Source organism: Altererythrobacter sp. BO-6, from assembly GCF_011047315.1.
In the GTDB taxonomy this organism is placed as follows: Bacteria; Pseudomonadota; Alphaproteobacteria; order Sphingomonadales; family Sphingomonadaceae; genus Erythrobacter.
The window spans coordinates 30,841-47,556 of sequence record NZ_CP049259.1 but is presented as its reverse complement, the minus strand read 5'-3'; the positions used below and the strand labels follow the sequence as shown (position 1 = coordinate 47,556).

The 16,716-nt window shown below is 64.1% G+C and carries 19 protein-coding genes; 6 read left to right on the top strand and 13 right to left on the bottom strand.

All coding sequences use genetic code 11. The annotated features are described in order from the left end of the window. Window positions 1–23: 23 nt before the first annotated feature. A complete protein-coding gene (locus tag G6N82_RS00220; protein WP_165192620.1) occupies window positions 24–1,550 on the top strand; it encodes an esterase-like activity of phytase family protein in 1,527 nt (508 codons plus the stop codon). Window positions 1,551–1,552: 2 nt separating this feature from the next. Here the strand turns inward: G6N82_RS00220 and G6N82_RS00215 are convergent, their stop codons facing one another. From G6N82_RS00215 to G6N82_RS00175, 9 genes are all read right to left on the bottom strand, one after another. Then, window positions 1,553–2,521, bottom strand: a complete 969-nt coding sequence (locus tag G6N82_RS00215; protein WP_241255141.1) for a C13 family peptidase — start codon at window positions 2,519–2,521, stop codon at window positions 1,553–1,555. 79 nt (window positions 2,522–2,600) lie between these two features. Beyond that, window positions 2,601–3,923, bottom strand: a complete 1,323-nt coding sequence (locus G6N82_RS00210) for a M20/M25/M40 family metallo-hydrolase (RefSeq protein ID WP_165192616.1) — start codon at window positions 3,921–3,923, stop codon at window positions 2,601–2,603. Window positions 3,924–3,968: 45 nt separating this feature from the next. Next, entirely contained in the window at window positions 3,969–4,415 is a 447-nt protein-coding gene (locus tag G6N82_RS00205; RefSeq protein ID WP_165192614.1) for a DCC1-like thiol-disulfide oxidoreductase family protein, read from the bottom strand. Continuing rightward, complete coding sequence (locus tag G6N82_RS00200; protein ID WP_165192612.1) at window positions 4,412–5,509, bottom strand: saccharopine dehydrogenase NADP-binding domain-containing protein; 1,098 nt, start codon at window positions 5,507–5,509, stop codon at window positions 4,412–4,414. Before G6N82_RS00200 ends, G6N82_RS00205 begins: the two co-directional genes overlap by 4 nt. Then, entirely contained in the window at window positions 5,506–5,985 is a 480-nt protein-coding gene (locus G6N82_RS00195; protein WP_165192610.1) for a DUF2269 domain-containing protein, read from the bottom strand. Before G6N82_RS00195 ends, G6N82_RS00200 begins: the two co-directional genes overlap by 4 nt. Before the next feature lie 12 nt (window positions 5,986–5,997). Then, on the bottom strand, window positions 5,998–7,821 hold the full coding sequence (gene sdhA / locus G6N82_RS00190) for a succinate dehydrogenase flavoprotein subunit (RefSeq protein ID WP_165192608.1): 1,824 nt from the start codon (window positions 7,819–7,821) through the stop codon (window positions 5,998–6,000). Next, window positions 7,821–8,207, bottom strand: a complete 387-nt coding sequence (gene sdhD, locus G6N82_RS00185) for a succinate dehydrogenase, hydrophobic membrane anchor protein (RefSeq protein ID WP_165192606.1) — start codon at window positions 8,205–8,207, stop codon at window positions 7,821–7,823. The genes sdhA and sdhD overlap by 1 nt, the downstream gene beginning before the upstream one ends. Before the next feature lie 12 nt (window positions 8,208–8,219). Continuing rightward, entirely contained in the window at window positions 8,220–8,603 is a 384-nt protein-coding gene (gene sdhC / locus G6N82_RS00180) for a succinate dehydrogenase, cytochrome b556 subunit (RefSeq protein WP_165192604.1), read from the bottom strand. Window positions 8,604–8,774: 171 nt separating this feature from the next. Next, window positions 8,775–9,329, bottom strand: a complete 555-nt coding sequence (locus G6N82_RS00175; RefSeq protein ID WP_206520241.1) for a PadR family transcriptional regulator — start codon at window positions 9,327–9,329, stop codon at window positions 8,775–8,777. An 18-nt stretch (window positions 9,330–9,347) separates the two neighbouring features. Between G6N82_RS00175 and G6N82_RS00170 the strand changes: the two genes are divergently transcribed. From G6N82_RS00170 to G6N82_RS00150, 5 genes are all read left to right on the top strand, one after another. Continuing rightward, complete coding sequence (locus G6N82_RS00170) at window positions 9,348–10,118, top strand: type II CAAX endopeptidase family protein (RefSeq protein ID WP_165192600.1); 771 nt, start codon at window positions 9,348–9,350, stop codon at window positions 10,116–10,118. Between the two features lie 86 nt (window positions 10,119–10,204). Next, window positions 10,205–10,945 (top strand): SDR family oxidoreductase, encoded by a 741-nt coding sequence (locus G6N82_RS00165; RefSeq protein WP_241255140.1) that lies wholly within the window; start codon window positions 10,205–10,207, stop codon window positions 10,943–10,945. Next, window positions 10,935–11,840 carry a subclass B3 metallo-beta-lactamase gene (bla, locus tag G6N82_RS00160; protein ID WP_165192598.1) on the top strand — a complete coding sequence of 302 codons (906 nt, stop codon included), beginning with the start codon at window positions 10,935–10,937 and terminating at the stop codon, window positions 11,838–11,840. The genes G6N82_RS00165 and bla overlap by 11 nt, the downstream gene beginning before the upstream one ends. Beyond that, window positions 11,837–12,736, top strand: coding sequence for a 50S ribosomal protein L11 methyltransferase (locus G6N82_RS00155; RefSeq protein ID WP_165192596.1), 900 nt, complete (start codon window positions 11,837–11,839; stop codon window positions 12,734–12,736). The genes bla and G6N82_RS00155 overlap by 4 nt, the downstream gene beginning before the upstream one ends. After that, window positions 12,712–13,398 carry a DUF2459 domain-containing protein gene (locus tag G6N82_RS00150; RefSeq protein WP_241255139.1) on the top strand — a complete coding sequence of 229 codons (687 nt, stop codon included), beginning with the start codon at window positions 12,712–12,714 and terminating at the stop codon, window positions 13,396–13,398. The genes G6N82_RS00155 and G6N82_RS00150 overlap by 25 nt, the downstream gene beginning before the upstream one ends. Before the next feature lie 9 nt (window positions 13,399–13,407). On the opposite strand, the gene G6N82_RS00145 is transcribed toward G6N82_RS00150, so the two are convergent. The 4 genes from G6N82_RS00145 to G6N82_RS00130 form a co-directional block, all read right to left on the bottom strand. Next, window positions 13,408–14,613 (bottom strand): DUF6596 domain-containing protein, encoded by a 1,206-nt coding sequence (locus G6N82_RS00145; RefSeq protein WP_241255138.1) that lies wholly within the window; start codon window positions 14,611–14,613, stop codon window positions 13,408–13,410. After that, on the bottom strand, window positions 14,610–14,963 hold the full coding sequence (locus G6N82_RS00140) for a YciI family protein (protein WP_165192594.1): 354 nt from the start codon (window positions 14,961–14,963) through the stop codon (window positions 14,610–14,612). Before G6N82_RS00140 ends, G6N82_RS00145 begins: the two co-directional genes overlap by 4 nt. An 82-nt stretch (window positions 14,964–15,045) precedes the next feature. Further along, window positions 15,046–15,549 (bottom strand): CinA family protein, encoded by a 504-nt coding sequence (locus G6N82_RS00135; protein ID WP_165192592.1) that lies wholly within the window; start codon window positions 15,547–15,549, stop codon window positions 15,046–15,048. Further along, on the bottom strand, window positions 15,546–16,706 hold the full coding sequence (locus tag G6N82_RS00130) for a sterol desaturase family protein (protein ID WP_241255137.1): 1,161 nt from the start codon (window positions 16,704–16,706) through the stop codon (window positions 15,546–15,548). Before G6N82_RS00130 ends, G6N82_RS00135 begins: the two co-directional genes overlap by 4 nt. Window positions 16,707–16,716 lie beyond the last annotated feature (10 nt).

The following is a 16,716-nucleotide window of genomic DNA, read 5'->3' as shown; positions in this document are numbered from 1 at the left end:
CAACGACATATCACCATGGACAAATGACATGGAAATGTGCCCTCACCGCCGCGCTGGCGGCCCTGCTGGCGACTGCGTCGTCAGCTGGCGACTCGATCCATCCGCTGACCCTGCCGATCCCGCTCGATCCGCAGGACGAAAGCAACGAGAGCATCGGCGAATTGTCCTATCGCGGCGGGCTGGTGATCGAACCGGGCGACGCCGGCATTGGCGGGATTTCCGGGCTCGAGTGGCTGGAAGGACAGCTTTACGCGGTGCTGGACGATGGCCGCTGGCTGGTGATGACGCCCGATGAACTGGGTGACCGGCTGGTCGATCTTGTCGCAATGGAAGCCGGGCCGCTGCTCGGTACGGATGGCAAGCGGATGAAGGGCAAGCAGGCCGCCGACGCCGAAGCGATCGCCCGCAGCGCCGATGGCGGCTGGCTGGTCGCCTTCGAGCATGACCACCGGGTATGGCGCTATGCCGAGCTCGACGGAGCTGCCGAGCCGACCGACCTGCCGGTTGCCTCGCTGATTGGCGGGGCAAAGGCGAACGGCGGGCTGGAAACGCTGGCGGTTACCGCTGACGGCTTCCTGATGTGCGGCGAATGGGCCGCTGCGGCAGAGCAGAATTGCCTGCGCCATAGCGGTTCGGGCACGACCTCGCTCGACATCGCTGCCCCCGCGCCGCTCGACGCCCGCGGCGGCGCACCGACCGACGCCGACTGTGCCAGCAACGGCGTGTGCTACGTCCTCTTCCGCAGCTATTCGCGCGAACAGGGCGTCGCCACCGGGATCGTGGCGATTGCGCCCGATGGCAAGCGCGAGACGCTCGCCAGTTGGACCGCACCGCTCAGCGTCGACAATTTCGAAGGGCTGGCCGTCCGCGAGTCAGGCGGGCGTACCTATCTCTACCTCGTTTCGGACAACAATTTTTCCAGCAGCCAGCGCACCCTGCTGATGAAGTTTGAAGTCAGCCCGCGCGCCGCCGCCACGCCGGGGGTTGCCGCCAAGGTGTTCGAGACGGTCAATGTGGTGCTGGAAACGACCATGGGTGACATCACCGTCGCCCTGGAAACCGAGCGGGCGCCGATCACCGCCGCCAATTTCCTGCGCTATATCGATCAGGATCGGTTCGACGGATCGGCCTGCTACCGTGCGATGCATGTCAGTGGCGGGCCGCAGCCGAGCGGCTTCCTGCAATGCGGCACGCAGAATTACCCCGATCGGATCCTGCCGCCGATCGCGCATGAGCCGACCAATGAAACCGGGCTCAGCCACACCGATGGCGCGCTGTCGATGGCCCGGTTCGAGCCGGGCACGGCGACGGGTGATTTCTCGATCATGATCCGCGACCAGCGCGGGCTCGACGCAGTGCCGGATTCCCCCGATCCGGAGCGGCGACCGGGCTTCGCCGTGTTCGGCTATGTCATCGATGGCATGGATGTGGTCCACGCGATCCACGCCACCCCGCGCGACCCGAACAAGGGCGAAGGTTTCCTGAAGGGCCAAATGCTCAGCCAGCCGGTGAAGATCCTGAATGTGCGGCGGGTAGGTCCCAGCGACTAGCGTTATTCACCCATTGCAGGCTTGCCCACCGGCGCGGTCGCGACCTGCGGCATGTTGCCTTCGATGGCAGTGAGCCAGGTCAGCGCCGCATTGCCGATCCTTGCCTGCGGCAAGCTGGCAGGCACCCGCATGCGCGCCTCCCAGTCGGCAATCGCCAGCGTCGCCTCGCGATGCGCCATCAGCAGGCCTTGCGGCTTGCGTAGCGCGCGGTTGACCAGGGCATCGCCGAAGAAGGTCCAGTCATTATCCGGCTGGCAGCCGAACGACGTGCGATTGGCGGCCGACGCGGTGATGATCGCGGTGTCCTCGCTCGCCAGCTCGGGCACGAAGATGCCGGAATAGCAGGCGCTGAGCAGCAGCAACCGCTTCTCGATCCTGAGCTCGCCCAGCACTTCCTTCAAGCGCTTGGGTGACAGGATGCCATAGCCGCTGTCCTCGTAGTGATAGGCCAGCCCTTGCGGCAATCCATGGCTGGTCGAATAGAGCACCAGCACATCCTCGGCCGGGTCCATCTTCTCGGCCAGGCTCGCGAGCGCAACCATCAGCGCGCTGATCGAGCCGCGCGGCACATTGTCCGCCTCGCCATCGGGCCCGGCCAGCACCAGCGTGCGGCCCTCCGCGCCATAGCGCCGGGCGAGCACCCGGCCTGCCTCGCGCGCTTCGCGGGCGAACACCGGATCACTGTCGAGCGCGATCGCAATCACGTAGGCGTCGGCAACACCGGGGCGATGGGGCTCTAACGCAGCCAGCGTGGCATCGAGCCTGCGCCGCTCGCGCAGCATCTCGCGCGGCGACATCGCGCGGTGAAGCTCGGGCGCGAGTTCGAGGCTTTGTGCAATTTCCTGCGGCGTTTCGCCCGATCCAAGGCCGGGCCATGGCGCGCTATGCGTGGATTGATCGTCCGGTTCGGAAGCCTGTGCAAATGCCGGTGCGGCAAATTGCACCGCCAGCGCCACTACAGCGCCTTTCAAGATCGCGCCCCGCTTCATCGACCGCGAAGCTGCCTTTTGCGCAGGGAGTGGTCAAGAGCCGACAGTGTAGCGGTGAAGCCTAGTCGCGCGCGCGTTTTTCGCGTGCCAGCCTGCTCATCAACACCGCTGCGCGCTTCGCCTGGCGCGTCAGCGTTGGTAGGGCGATCGTCTCGCCCGGCGCGTGCGAGCGCGTTCCCCCCGGGCCCAGCCCGGCCAGTCCATCCACCAGATGCGCGACGAAATTGATGTCGCCCGCGCCGCGCCGCGAGGGCGGATAGATACCCATTTCGCCCAGCCCCATGTCGATGCTCACCTGATTGAGCTTGTCGAACAGCGCACGATTGCCCTCGGTCGGGGCCATCGGCGGATAGCGGAATTCGAACTCGATCTCGGCATCTGTGCCGGGCAAGTTGTCATCGACGATCGCCTGCATGGCGGCAGCGATCCGGTCTGACTGCTCCTGCGAAATGGTCCGCAGATCGCCGCGCGCAATCGCTTCTGACGGGATGATGTTGGTCTTGCCCACGGCGCTTGCCGACAATCCGTCTGCGGACATTTCCGCCGGCGTGCCGCCTGCTGCCACGCCGACATTGAAGGTCAGGTTTTCTTCGGGCAGTTCCTGCCGGAAGCGGTCGAGGATGCGCGCCAGCTCGTAGATCGCGCCATAGCTGACACCTTTGCCGAACATGCCCGAGCTGTGGCCGGAAGCGGCGGTGACGCGCAATGTCCAGTTATTGGCTGAGCGGCGGGCGATCACCCCCATGTCGCGCCCGTCCAGCCGCGAAAGCCCTTCGAAATCGAGCGCGACATCGGCCCATTCGGCGGCCTTGACCAGGTCCGCCCGGGCCAGCTCGACCGGGCTGCCCGCCTCTTCCTCGTCACCCGTCAGCGCGACAACGATATTGGCATCGGCCAGTGTACCCGCCGCCTTCATCGCGCGCAGGGCGGAAAGGATGATCACGATCCCGCCCTTGTCATCACCGACACCGGGGCCGATTGCGGTATCGCCATTACGCACGAAGCCGTCGAAACCGGAGTCCGGCTCGAACACCGTATCCATATGCGCGATCAGCAGCATGCGGGTGGTACCGCGCTTGCCCTTGTGCCGGGCAAAGAGATGGCCCGCCCTGCCCTGCGCGGACTGGTCGATCCATTCGACCCTGAAGCCGAGCGCTTCGAATTCAGGCGCCAGCATATCCGCAACCTTGCGCACGCCTTCGTGGTTATGCGTGCCGCTGTTCTGCAGCACGATCCGCTCGAGCAAGGCGACATCGCGTTCGAAATCCGCCTCGACCGAGGCGGCCATTGCCTGCTCGGGCGCGGAAAGCTGCGCCGCTGCCGGGGTGGCCGCGAATACCGCCAGCGCCAATGCCAGGTTCCTGATGATTGCGCCCCGTTTCATAGGATGTGAACGTGCCTGCCGGAGAGTCGCCGGTCAAGAGCAGGCTTATTGAACAAGCCGTGCCCGCTGGTCTTCGCTCAGCAGCGCGCACGCCTCGGTCTTGCCGAACCAGCGATAGCGGTTGCGGGCAACCAGGTCATAGACCCAGTCGCGAACCGGGCGCGGAACAAGCTGAAAGATCAGCCCCAGCTGCCATACGCCGCCCAATGCCCGTGCGACTTCGAAATAGCCTGTGCTCTTGGTGAAGGGCCGGCCGTTGCGAATGAAGAGATAGCTTTCGTCCCAGTCGAGGCCGTAATGCGCGCACAGCGCTTGGCCCAGCCTGCCTTGCGCGCTGGTGAAACTGACCTTCGCCGCCTTGTCATGCCGCATGATGAAAGCCGCCCCGCCCGAACACAGCACGCAGACATTGTCGAACACGAACAGCGGCTTGCTGTCGTCGAAAGCGGGGACATGCGGATCGCCGCGGTAGCTGTAGGGTGCGTGCGTCATCCGTCGATTGCCTCGATATCAAGACCGCTTAGCGCGCCCAGATACTCCTCGAGCGAAATCAGGTCGAGGCAGGGCCGCGCCCCCTCCTCGATCCGTTCACCTGCAGCCAGCCGGCGCGCTATCAGGATCGCGGGCATGCAGGGAATGTTCGGCCCGTGCCCCGAGCGCGCAATCAACCAGTGGCGCCGCGCCAGCTCTCGCCCTGCGCTATCCCGCCCACGAATGACCATGTGGAACCCGCTGCGATCGCTGCCTAGAAGATCGAACAGGAAGCTGGCCTTGAGCAGAATACCGGACCACCGGTCGAGCCGCGGCAACAATCCCAGCCGCACGCCCCAGCTGAGCAGCCAGGTGCCAAAGTGGAGCGATGCGATTTCGTGCCCGGCGGCGAACCTCTGGCTCTTGAGAGCGGGATACCGCGCGGGGAACAGGTCAAGGTCCGGAATGTCGCAATAGCCGAACCAGCGCCGCCCCAGTTCGGGATAGGTCACGCTGTGCAGGCCCTGCCAGCCATGCACCTCTCGCATCGCGCCACTGCGCAGCATGGTGAAAGGCCGCCCGACATAGGACAGGATCGCGCTGGCAGTGCCCAGCCCGCGATTGGTCTGCTGCGCGGCGCTGATCCCGTAATCGACGCTTTCGACCTCCATCACCTTCGCCGCTTCGTCGAGATAGGCGGCGGTGAGGCAGGGCACCGAGCTGGCGCCGGAAATGACCGCTACGCCCGCCTTGCGCGCCGCATCGCCGAGCTCGCCGATCCCCGCAACGAAGGCCCGCGCGTCGGCGAGGTCGCAGTAATGCGCGCCGCAGGCGATCGCCGCTTCGGGCACGCGGTAATCCTGCGTCTGGAATGGGCCGACCGTATGGACGACCAGCCCGGGCCGGATAGCTGCTAGTGCATCCAACGGGTCGGCAATATCGACCGCTGCGCCGCGCGCCGGATTGGCAGCACCCAGCGATGCGGCGAAGGCATCGGCCTTGGCCTTGCTGCGGCCGCAGATCACCAGTTCGATATTGGGATCGCTGGCCAGCGCCCGCGCGACATAGCCGCCGAAATTGCCGTACCCGCCAAGGATTGCGACCCGCATGCTCATCCCGGTTTCGCCACCATCAGCCAGAATACCGCGACCAGCGCGCCGAAGGCCGGCCAGCCGAGCGCAAACCACCAGCGGAAGCGCCGTTGCAGCAGCGCCTCATCCACCACCTCGCCATTGAGCTTCGCGCGCCAGCTGTCGCGGATGCGCAGCTGCAGCCAGACGACCGGAAGCCAGCAAGCCAGACCCAGGGCAAAGAGCGCATAGGTTGCAACCAGCCACGGCGCGAAAGGGTCGTATCCCGCCAGATAGACCAGCGCAAACCCGCTTAAAGGCTGCACTATCCCCGCATTGAGGGTGAAGATCATGTCAGCTGTCGCTGTGGTGCGCGCGGCAAACCATGCCGCCGCAGCGTCACCGCCCGCGAACCCCGCGCGCATGCCCATCAGGAAGAAGAAGGCGATCCCGAGCCCGGTGCCGAACAGCACCGTGCCCGAGATGATGTGGACCGTCTTGACCAGCAGAAAGAGGTCCACGTGAAGTCTGGCTCAATACACCCGCTTCTTCGGCTTGATGTACTCGGCATCGTCGGTCAGCGTGTATTCGTGCACCGGGCGATAGTCGATCTTGACTGCGCCGCCATTGCCGCCCCAGCCTTCGAACCAGCCGATGGTGTGCTTCATCCAGTTGGCATCGTCGCGCTCGGGGAAGTCTTCATGCGCATGCGCGCCGCGGCTTTCCTTGCGGTTTTCCGCCGAGACCATGGTGACATTGGCCTGCGCCATGAGATTGTCGAGCTCGAGCGTTTCGATGAGGTCGCTGTTCCAGATCAGCGAGCGGTCGAACACCTTGATGTCCTCCATCCGCTTGTTGACGTTCTTCAGCGCTTCGACACCTTCGCTGAGCAGCTTGCTGTCGCGGAACACGGCGGCGTGCTTCTGCATCGCTTTCTGCATTTCCTCGCGTACGGCGGCGGTCGGCGAACCGCCATCGGCATGGCGGAAATGGTCGAGCCGGGTCAGTGCCAGCTCGGCGCTGTCCTTGGGCAGCTCGTCCTGCTTGGCATTGGGCTTGAGGTTTTCCTTCAGATGCAGGCCGGTTGCGCGGCCGAACACCACCAGGTCGATGAGCGAATTCGAGCCGAGGCGGTTCGCGCCATGGACGCTAACACAGGCCGCTTCGCCCACGGCATAGAGCCCGGGCACGACATGGTCGGGATCGCCATCGGGGCCGATCGTCACCACCTGCCCGTGATAGTTACAGGGGATGCCGCCCATGTTGTAATGCACTGTCGGCGTCACCGGCAGCGGCTCGCGCGTCAGGTCGACACCGGCGAAAATCTTGCCGCTTTCAGTGATGCCCGGCAGGCGCTCGGCCAGCACCTTGGGATCGATGTGGTCGAGGTGCAGGTAAATGTGGTCGCCATCCGGCCCCACGCCGCGGCCTTCGCGCATTTCGAGCGCCATCGAGCGTGACACGACGTCGCGCGAAGCCAAATCCTTCGCGGACGGGGCATAGCGCTCCATGAAGCGCTCGCCTTCGCTGTTGGTCAGGTAACCGCCCTCGCCCCGCGCGCCCTCGGTGATGAGCACGCCCGCACCATAGATGCCGGTGGGGTGGAACTGGACGAATTCCATGTCCTGCAGCGGCAGGCCGGCGCGCAGCACCATGCCGCCGCCATCGCCGGTGCAGGTGTGCGCTGAGGTTGCGGTGAAATAGCAGCGGCCATAGCCACCGGTTGCCAGCACGACCGATTGCGCGCGGAAGCGGTGGATCGTGCCATCATCCAGACACATCGCCATCACGCCCACGCAGCGGCGATCGGCGCCCTCGCCCGCCATGATCAGGTCCAGCGCGAAATATTCGATGAAGAAGTCCGCATCATACTTCAGGCTCTGCTGGTAGAGCGCGTGCAGCATGGCGTGGCCGGTGCGGTCAGCCGCGGCGCAGGTGCGCTGCACCGGCGGGCCTTCACCCATGTTCTGCATGTGCCCGCCAAACGGGCGCTGGTAGATCGTGCCGTCTTCGTTGCGGCTGAACGGCACGCCGGCATGCTCCAGCTCGTACACCGCCGCCGGGGCCTCGCGCGCGAGATATTCGATCGCGTCCTGGTCACCCAGCCAGTCAGCGCCCTTCACCGTGTCATACATGTGCCATGACCAGTGATCGGGGGTGTTGTTGCCAAGGCTGGCAGCGATCCCGCCTTGTGCCGCTACGGTGTGGCTGCGGGTGGGGAACACCTTGGTGATATTGGCGGTGCGCAGGCCTGCCTCGGCCGCGCCCATGGTGGCGCGCAGGCCTGAACCGCCGGCGCCGACGACCACCACGTCATAAGTGTGGTCGATGATCTTGTAAGCTGAGGTGTCGGCCATCAGGCGGCTCCTCCAAAGGCAAGGCTGGCAACAGAGAAAATGGCGAAGGCGCCGCCGCCGATCACGGCGAGATTGAGTGCGGCGATGCAGGCAAACTTGGTCCCGGCGTTGTGGACATAGTCCTCGATCAGCACCTGCAAGCCCAGGCGCGCGTGCCAGAAGGTACTGATCACCAGCAGGATCATGGCGGTGGCCGATACCGGCTGCGCCAGCCACTCGCTGACCGTGGCATAGCCGAGATCGGGCAGCCACAAGATGCTGCCCACCAGCCACACGCTCAGCACCAGATTGCCGATCGCGGTGAAGCGCTGCAGCAGCCAGTGATGCGCGCCCTCATGCGCAGAGCCAAGCCCGCGCACCTTCCCGATGGAGGTTCCGTTACCCATTGCGATTTGTCCTCAGCGCGAAAGAATGAGGGCCCAGAAGCCCGCAGTCAGGAGAATGGCGATCAGCGGCGAAGCGATCGACCAGAACTTGTTGGCGTTAAGCTCGTAACCCGCGCCGATATCGAGCACGAAATGGCGCAATCCGCTCATCAGATGGGTGAAAAAGGCCCAGCTCAGCCCCACCAGAACGACGTAACCCAGCGGCGATGTGATCAGATCGGTGAAGGTGGCGTAATTTTCGGCCCCGCTGGCCAGAGCGCCCAGCCACCACACCAGCACGAACAGGCCGACCAGCGCCATCCCGTCACCGCTGACGCGGTGGAGGATCGAGACCAGCATGTGCGGGCCCCATTTCCATATCTGCAGATGCGGTGAAAGCGGTCGGTTGTTAGCCATGTTCTCTATCCGGTAATCGCGATTGGCACCCCACTTAGCGTGCGCAGCGCGTGTGACAACCCGCGTTTCAGTGAGTCCCCATAGACTTCACTTGCAAAGTTTCGAAGCGGAGGTTGCATACAGCACATCGTCGCCGCCCAGGGCGCTGCACGACACTTATGCGACAAGGGTTCAAGCAGTTTTCGGCGAAATCGACTTGAGCGAATCGAGCGATTCGTCGATCCAGCCAATCCAGTCTTCCTCCCCCCTTATACCGCGGCGCAGCGCCATCAAACGCGTGCGATCGGCTAGTCCAATGTCAATTTCATTCAGATCAACGGGCAACCCCTCCACGATCTCATGATAGGCTTGAAGCCTTGCCTCGTGAATCTGGCGCTGCCCGGAAAGCAGGGAGGCAATTCGCTCAGGGCCAAACGCTGCTGCTGCATTCAGCTTTACCAGCAGTTCGCTATTGACCCTTGGCGTTGCCGGTTCACGAGTCCAGCGATCGAGCTCAGCAATGCCTTGTGCGCTTATCCGGTAGAGCTTGCGGTTTGGTCGATCATTTTGTGCCACAATCTCGAATTCCACGAGCCCTGCCGCTGCCAATGCGGCGAGGTCGCGATAGATCTGCTGATGGGACGCATTCCAGAAATGGCGCAGGGACTGCTCGAAAGCCCTTGCGATATCATATCCGGTAGCGGGCCCTTCGGCGAGGACGCTCAAGATTACATGGCGAAGCGACATAGGCCATCCATATGAAACATGTTGCATAACAAGCGCTTTATTTCTACCACGATTGCTCCAGAAAACTCAGGGCTCCTCAATGACTACCTTCACTTCCACCCCCCTTCCCCTATGCCGATCCGGTGGATCCTGGCCATCCTCATCGGTTTTCCTCTGTTGTTCTTCGTCTGGTCGCAAGCGCTCCTTCATCGTGACATTTTCACGATCGGAGATATCGATTTCTTCGTCACATTCTGGCTCGGAACCGGTCTGATCTATGCCGCGAAGATTGCCTTTGTAGTATGGGTTGTCAAAACCAATGGGTGGACCCTGGCCGACATCGGTATCAGCGCGAAGGTCGAATCAAACCTTGGCCGGGCTACCATTGGTTATCTCGTCCTGGCCTTGGTGGTTTTCTTCGCCATCGAATTCGCTGTCTCACAGATGACCTTTGATCCCGAAAAACTGGCCGCGCTGCCCGGACTCTATGCAGAAACCACCCAAAAGCGCCTGTTCCTGCTGTTCATGGCATTCTTTGCCGGTGTGAGTGAAGAACTCACATATCGTGCCTTTGCAATCACCGCCTTCGTGAGCCGCGGTATCAACCGCTGGCTGGCAATTGTCATGGCGGCGATCCCGTTCGTGTTCCAGCATGGGCTGAAATCGCTCGACCAATTCTGGTGGTTCTTCATCAACGGGTTGATTTTCGGCGTGATCTTCGTGGTGTCGAAACGCCTGTGGCCAGGCGTGATCCTGCACTGGCTCATTATCTGGACTGCACTTCTGGGCGTGTTTTCTGCCGCAGTTTAGGTAAGCCCCCCCGACTGGTTGGGCGCGTTGCCCGACAATGCATCGGGGGCCTTGCCCCTGGCACTGCGTTCGTCCAAACGAGCGCGGTGTCTATCCATCACGCTTCCAATATCCTCCTGACCGGATCGAGCCGGGGAATTGGCGCAGCGGCGCGTAAAGCGCTCGAATCGCGCGGTGCCACGGTGATCGGCCATGCGACGAGCGCAACCGATCCCGCCACAATCGCCGTCGATTTCAGCGAGCCTTCGGCGCCGCAAATGCTGTGGGAGGAAGCGCTGGAACGCGCGGGCGGCGTAATCGATGTACTGGTTAACAATGCCGGATTGTTCCGCGCGACCCCGCTCGATAGCTCGGACATCGAATGGCTCGATGGCTGGGAGGAAACACTGCGAATCAATCTGACCGCGGCAGCGCAGCTCAGCCGGCTCGCGGTGCGCCATTGGCAGGCGCGCGGCGTGCATTCTGACTTCAAGGGGGGGCGGATCGTCCATGTCGCCAGCCGCGCCGGATATCGCGGCGATTCGCCGCAGCACTGGCACTATGCCGCGGCCAAGGGCGGGATGCTGGCGATGCACAAGACGATTGCCCGTGGATATGCGGCGCAGCGGATCGTCAGCTTCGCGATCACGCCGGGTTTCACGGACACGGCGATGGCGGGCGATTATCTCGCCAGCCGCGGCGGGCCTGACCTGCTGCGCGATATCCCGCTGGGCCGCGTGGCCGAGCCCGAAGAAATCGCTAAAATCATCGAATTCTGCGCGCTCGATGCCCCCGAATCCATGACCGGTGCGGTGATCGACGCCAATGGAGCAAGCTATGTTCGGTAAAGGTCTGGTCGCTATCTCGTCGCTGGCGCTGCTCGGCGTCGCGCCGCCTTCGACCGACGCAGAGCGAATGGCGGCTGCGAGCAAGGACATTCTCGGAGCCTGCGGTGATCGCGATGGCTGGTCCGATCCGGCCCCGCCCGCGCACGTGCATGGCCGCACCTGGTACGTCGGCACGTGCGGGATCACCGTGTTATTGATCGAGACCAGCGCTGGCCTGGTGCTGATCGACACAGGCCCCGCCGACGCCGCGCCGCATTTGCTCGCCAATGTCAGGGCGCTCGGTTTCGACCCGCGCCAGATCAAATGGGTGTTAATGACGCACGAGCATTTCGATCACGTGGGCGGCATGGCGGAAATCCTGCGGGTAACCGGCGCGCGCCTGCTGACTGGAACGGGCGCAGCCGAGGTAATGCGCAGCGGCAAGCCTGCCGCCGACGACCCGCAGCTTTCGTGGCTCGCGAAAGAGCCGCCGATGGAACCGGTCAAGGTCAGCCGCGTGCTACCGCACCGGGGCACACTGCGGGTCGGCGATACCCGCTTCACCCTCCACGCCAACCCTACGCATTCGCCGGGCTCGACCAGCTGGACTTGGCGCACCTGCGACGGGGGCAAGTGCCTGACGATTGCCTACGCCGATTCGAACGGCACGAGTTCCACCGGCGACTACAAGTTCAGTCATCATCCCGAGCGAGTTGAGGAAGCGCGCCACGGGCTGCGCGTGATGGAATCGTTGCCGTGCGATCTTCTCGTCACCCCCCATCCCGGGCAAAGCGCCTTGCTCGAACGGCTGTCAGGCCAGGAGCCGCTGATAAAGCCCCGTGCCTGTATCGAATATTCCGCCAGCGGCAGCATGCGGCTGGCGGATCGCCTGGCCAAGGAAGCCGAGGGCAAGTGACCAGCTGGAAACTGTCGGCCTTTGCCCCAAAGCCAGTGATCCAGGCGGCACTGCTGGCGCATGACGAGGTGTGGGACTGGGACCCGGATCTCGTCATTTCGGGGAGCGAAGTCGCTGAGGACCGTCCTGACGACTGGGTGCTGGAAGCATGGTATCCATCAAAGCCCGGCAAGGCCCAGAAACAGGCGATCGCGGGGCTGTTCGACAAGGTTGCCCCGGTTTTCAAGGTCGAGCAATTGCCCGACACCGACTGGCTGGTGCTGAGCCAGCAAGGGGTCGAACCGATCCGCGCCGGCCGGTTCCACGTCCACACGCCCGACTTTGCCCCTGTGAAAGGCGCTGTGAACTTTGCGATCCCGGCCAGCCAGGCCTTCGGCACGGGCCAGCATGCGACGACCGAGGACTGCCTTGCCATGCTCGACGCCATGAAGCGCAGCGGTGTGGTGGCGCGTAACATCGCCGATATCGGCACGGGCACCGGCCTTTTGGCCTTCGCCGCCATGCATTTGTGGCCGCGCGCGCTGGCCACCGCCTCCGACATCGATGCAGTGTGCGTCCAGGTGGTCGAAGACAATTGCGCGCTGAACGGCGTCGCGATGGGCCCGCGCCAGGGCGAGCTGACGATGGTGGTGGCGGACGGGATGGCCGATCCGCTGCTCAAGGCGCGCGGGCCGTATGACCTGCTGATTGCCAATATACTGGCCGGCCCGCTGGTGGAACTCGCGCCGGACTTCGCGGACGCGGTAACTCCGGGCGGCAACCTGCTGCTGGCGGGGCTGCTCGAAACGCAGGAGCCACGCGTGCGCCGCGCCTATCGCCGCGCCGGTTTCCGGCTGGCCCGGCGCATGGTCAATGGCGACTGGTCGATTCTGTGGCTGCGCAAACGACGCATCTGATCCGGTTCAGGCGCGTGCTTGTCGGTGTCTCGGCGGCGATCCTTGGCGCCGTCGCCCTCTTCTTCCTGGCCGCATGGATCGGTTCCGCGATCCCGCGCAACGGCGACTGGCGCGAACCAGCAGGTGGCGTCGCCATCATGATCGAAACCAACGGCGTGCACACCGCCATCGTCATGCCGCTGGTCTCCCCGCAGAAGGACTGGCGCGAAGCGTTTCCGGCGGACGCCCTCCTGGCGCCAAGCCGCCCCTACACCCATGTCTCGGTCAGCTGGGGCGAGAAGGAGGTGTTCCTCAACACGCCGACCTGGGGCGACCTGACCCTCTCCACGGCACTTCAGGCGGCATGGGATGGCGAGGGCCTGCTGCATGTGGCGCATTATGTCCGCCCTGCCCCCTCTGCCAATCTTCGAGAGCTGACGATCAGCCATGCCGAATATGCGCGGCTGGTGGCGCTGATCGAACGGAACGTACTGCCAGTGGGCGAACGCCAGGCCTATCGCGGCTATGGCGATTACGACGTATTCTATGACGCGCCCGGCAGCTATCACCTCGGCAATACCTGCAACCAGTGGACCAGCGACACGCTGGCGGCAGCCGGCATTCGCACCGGCTGGTGGACGCCCATGGCGGGCGGCGTGATGAAATGGGTGCCGGAAAGCTAGGCGGACTGATTAGTCGCCGAGAGCCGCCAGCTGCTGCGCGATCCAGCGCCGCTCGGCCCCGCCCGGCCCGGCCGCCAGCGCTGATCTGTATTCGTCCTTCGCGTTCGAGAGCTGCCCAGCGCGCGCAAGCAAGTCGGCCCGCGCCACATGGAAGGGCAGGAAGCCTTCCAGCTTGCCCGCATCAAGCTCTGCCAATGCGGCCAGCCCTTCCTCGCCTGATCGCCAGCGGCCGATGGCAACCGCGCGATTGATCCCCACCACGGCGGTCGGCCTGAGCAGCGCCAGCCGGTCATACAGGCGCACGATGGTTTCCCAATCGGTTTCGCCGGTGCGGCTGCGCTTGGCGTGCACCAGGTGGATCGCTGCCAGCAACTGGACAGGTCCGGGCGCGCCCAGCTCCGCCGCCCGATCGAGCTGTATGCGCGCCCGGGAAATCGCCTCATGGTCCCACAAGTCCGTGTCCTGCTGCGACAGCGGTACCATGGCGCCGCCCGCATCCACTCTCGCCCGGGACCGCGAACTGGCCAACAGCACCAGCGCATGCATGCCCAGTGCCTCTGCTTCCGCCGGAAGGAGCTCTGCCAGCAATGCGCTCAACCGCACCACTTCCTCACGCAGTTCGGCCAGGTCGGATTGGTCCGCCGCCTCGCGATAAGCCACCGCATAGGCAATCTCGAGCGTGGCCAGCACCGCTTCGACCCGTTCGGGCCACTCGCGCCGACCGGGCGTTTCAAAGGGAACGCCCGCCAGCCGTATCTTCGCTTTCGAGCGGGTGATCCGCTGATACATTGCCGCCGGGTTAAGCAGGAATGCTCCGGCAATCGCTTCCACGCTCACCCCGCAAACGATCCGCAGCGCCAGCGCCACCCGCGCTTCCGGCGCGATCGCCGGGTGGCAGCAGATGAATATCAGCCGCAGCCGCTCGTCAGGGATCGGGTCGGGAAGTTCGATTATTTCGGCCATCGGTTCCGTCCCGGCCATTGCTTCGCTCGACCAGCGCTGCTCTGCCTTGCGCTTGCGCAGCAGGTCTAACGCTTTGCGGCGCGCAGCGACATAGAGCCAGGCGGCGACATCCCGCACTTCGCCAGCCTGCGCCAGCAGCGCTTCTACCGCCGCGTCATGCGCCTCTTCGGCAAGGTCCAGGTCACGCAGCTGCGCCGCCAGCGCGGCAATAACGCGGGGCCGCGCAGCTGCAATCTCATGCCCCAGGCTCACCCCATCTCCCACACTGGGCGCACTTCGATGGCACCCTTGCCGGGTATCGGGATCATCCGCGCGTATTTGAGCGCGGCGTCGAGATCTGGCACGTCAATCAGGTAATATCCGCCCAGCTCTTCATGGGTTTCAGCGAACGGACCGTCGTGCAAGGCGTGGCTGCCATAGTCCCACTTGATCGTGGTGGCGGTTGCGCCGGGCTGCAGGCGATTGCCTGAAAAAGCCACCCCGTCCTTAGCCAGCGTTTCGGCAAAGGCCATATGCTTGCCTAGAACTTCTTCCATCAGCCTGGCGCCGTTTTCGCCTGCGTACACGCTTTCGTCTTCGTTGATCAGCAGCAGGTATTGCATATCGCATCTCCTTTACATCCATGCCACCATGGCCTGGTTGCAGCTTGAAGACGAAACCGGGCGACCGCTTTCGACAGCTCTTTCACAATATATCCAAAAGGCAATCTTCCAGCAGGTCCAGCGCGGCGCGGGTAAAGGCCTCCATATTGGCGATCCGGTCATCGCTACCGGTCTCGGTCACGCGCACCCGCTCGAAGCCTTCGGGGCCGACCACCGCCGCGCAGCTGCGCCCTGAGGCGACGCCCATCGGATGCGTGCTCGACCCGGCCGAGCCGCTCTCGGCAATGCCCCAGGCCCCACGTAAATTGTCGCGGATGGCGCGCGCCTGCAGCAGCGCATAGTCCTCGCTGGCGGAGGTCATCCCGTCATAGGCTTCGCGCGGAAGGCCGAACAGCACGTCACGCGCGCGGAACGAATAGACGATCCCGCCGCCGCGATAGAAATCGAGCGCGCCGGGCACCGTCAGCAGCGCCGCCGCAATCAGCCCGCCGGTCGCGCCATCGGCCACAGCAATTCTTTCGTGCCGCTCGCGCAGGCTGGTGGCGATCCGCAGCGCCTGCGGATGGAGTTCGCGCAGCAGGTTCATTCGGGCGGCTTCGGCTTGCGTGTCCAAGGATAGGCCATCTGGCCCAGGTAGCCGCGCGGCACATTCTCAGGGATGCCGTAATTCTCCGGCCAGCGCCCCGGCGGCAGGTGGAAGGTGCCGAACAGCTTGTCGATCCACGGGAAATGAATCGCGAAATTGACGTCGAAGGCCTCGCGCTCAAGCCCATGATGCCAATGGTGGAAGCGCGGGGTTGCCAGCCAGTGCCCCAGTCGGTCGAAATCGCCGCCGACATTGGCGTGCAGCAGCGAGCTCCAGACATAGATGAAACCGAGATAGGCCTGCATCACCGACGGGCTGAAACCGAGCGTAAACAGCGGCAGCGACGTGACCATGCGCAGCAGGATCACCTCGAGCAGATGCATGCGCGATCCCGCCAACCAGTCCATCGACTTCGCGCTGTGATGGATCGCGTGGAAGCCCCACAGGAACGGCACCTGATGGAACAGCCGGTGATACCAGTATTGGGCGAAATCGGACGCCACCAGCACAATTGCGAACTGCACCAGCCACGGCAGACCGGCGACTGTCGCGCGAAACGCCTCCCAGCTGCCGGTGTTGGCGTTGATGATCGTTGACGGGGCCAGCGTAATGAAAGTCAGGATCTGCACGAACATCGTGCTTACGAGGAAATAGAACAGGTCCTCGCGCCATTCTGTGCGGAACAGGCGCTGTTCGCGCCGTTGCGGAAAAAGCCGCTCGAACGGGGCGAACATGAAGCCGGTGACCAGCAGGTTGATGATGAAGAAATCGAGCCCGAAGAACACGCCCCAGCTGCGCGTCTCCTCGGGCTGGACATTGGCCCCGCCGAGCAGCGCCGCGCCGATCCCGATCACCAGCGCGCTGATCCCCAGCACCTTGCGCGGGCGCAGCAGCAGGCTCAGCAGCGCAAGCCCATAGCTTGCCAGCAGCACGGCGTGGACGATGCCGCGAAACCCGCCCCACGCCTTCACGATCTCCAGCTCGGGAGTCGCAAACCATTCTGGAAAACGCAGCGCGATGACCAGCAAGAACCCCGCTATCGCAAACAGTAATGCGAAGAAGCCGGCCAACCAGCCGCTGCCGAACCGGCGCACCTGGCGCGGCGATTCGAGATCGCGCATCAGCTTGTCGAAATAGTCACTCACCGGCATCGACATTCAGTCTCCC

Coding starts and splice junctions, on each gene's coding strand:
- G6N82_RS00220 (WP_165192620.1), top strand. CDS start 24: ATGACATGGAAATGTGCCCTCACCGCCGCGCTGGCGGCCCTGCTGGCG.
- G6N82_RS00130 (WP_241255137.1), bottom strand. CDS start 16,706: ATGTCGATGCCGGTGAGTGACTATTTCGACAAGCTGATGCGCGATCTC.
- G6N82_RS00135 (WP_165192592.1), bottom strand. CDS start 15,549: ATGAACCTGCTGCGCGAACTCCATCCGCAGGCGCTGCGGATCGCCACC.
- G6N82_RS00205 (WP_165192614.1), bottom strand. CDS start 4,415: ATGACGCACGCACCCTACAGCTACCGCGGCGATCCGCATGTCCCCGCT.
- G6N82_RS00200 (WP_165192612.1), bottom strand. CDS start 5,509: ATGAGCATGCGGGTCGCAATCCTTGGCGGGTACGGCAATTTCGGCGGC.
- G6N82_RS00210 (WP_165192616.1), bottom strand. CDS start 3,923: ATGAAACGGGGCGCAATCATCAGGAACCTGGCATTGGCGCTGGCGGTA.
- G6N82_RS00140 (WP_165192594.1), bottom strand. CDS start 14,963: ATGCAATACCTGCTGCTGATCAACGAAGACGAAAGCGTGTACGCAGGC.
- sdhD (WP_165192606.1), bottom strand. CDS start 8,207: ATGGGTAACGGAACCTCCATCGGGAAGGTGCGCGGGCTTGGCTCTGCG.
- G6N82_RS00170 (WP_165192600.1), top strand. CDS start 9,348: ATGTTGCATAACAAGCGCTTTATTTCTACCACGATTGCTCCAGAAAAC.
- G6N82_RS00175 (WP_206520241.1), bottom strand. CDS start 9,329: ATGTCGCTTCGCCATGTAATCTTGAGCGTCCTCGCCGAAGGGCCCGCT.
- sdhA (WP_165192608.1), bottom strand. CDS start 7,821: ATGGCCGACACCTCAGCTTACAAGATCATCGACCACACTTATGACGTG.
- sdhC (WP_165192604.1), bottom strand. CDS start 8,603: ATGGCTAACAACCGACCGCTTTCACCGCATCTGCAGATATGGAAATGG.
- bla (WP_165192598.1), top strand. CDS start 10,935: ATGTTCGGTAAAGGTCTGGTCGCTATCTCGTCGCTGGCGCTGCTCGGC.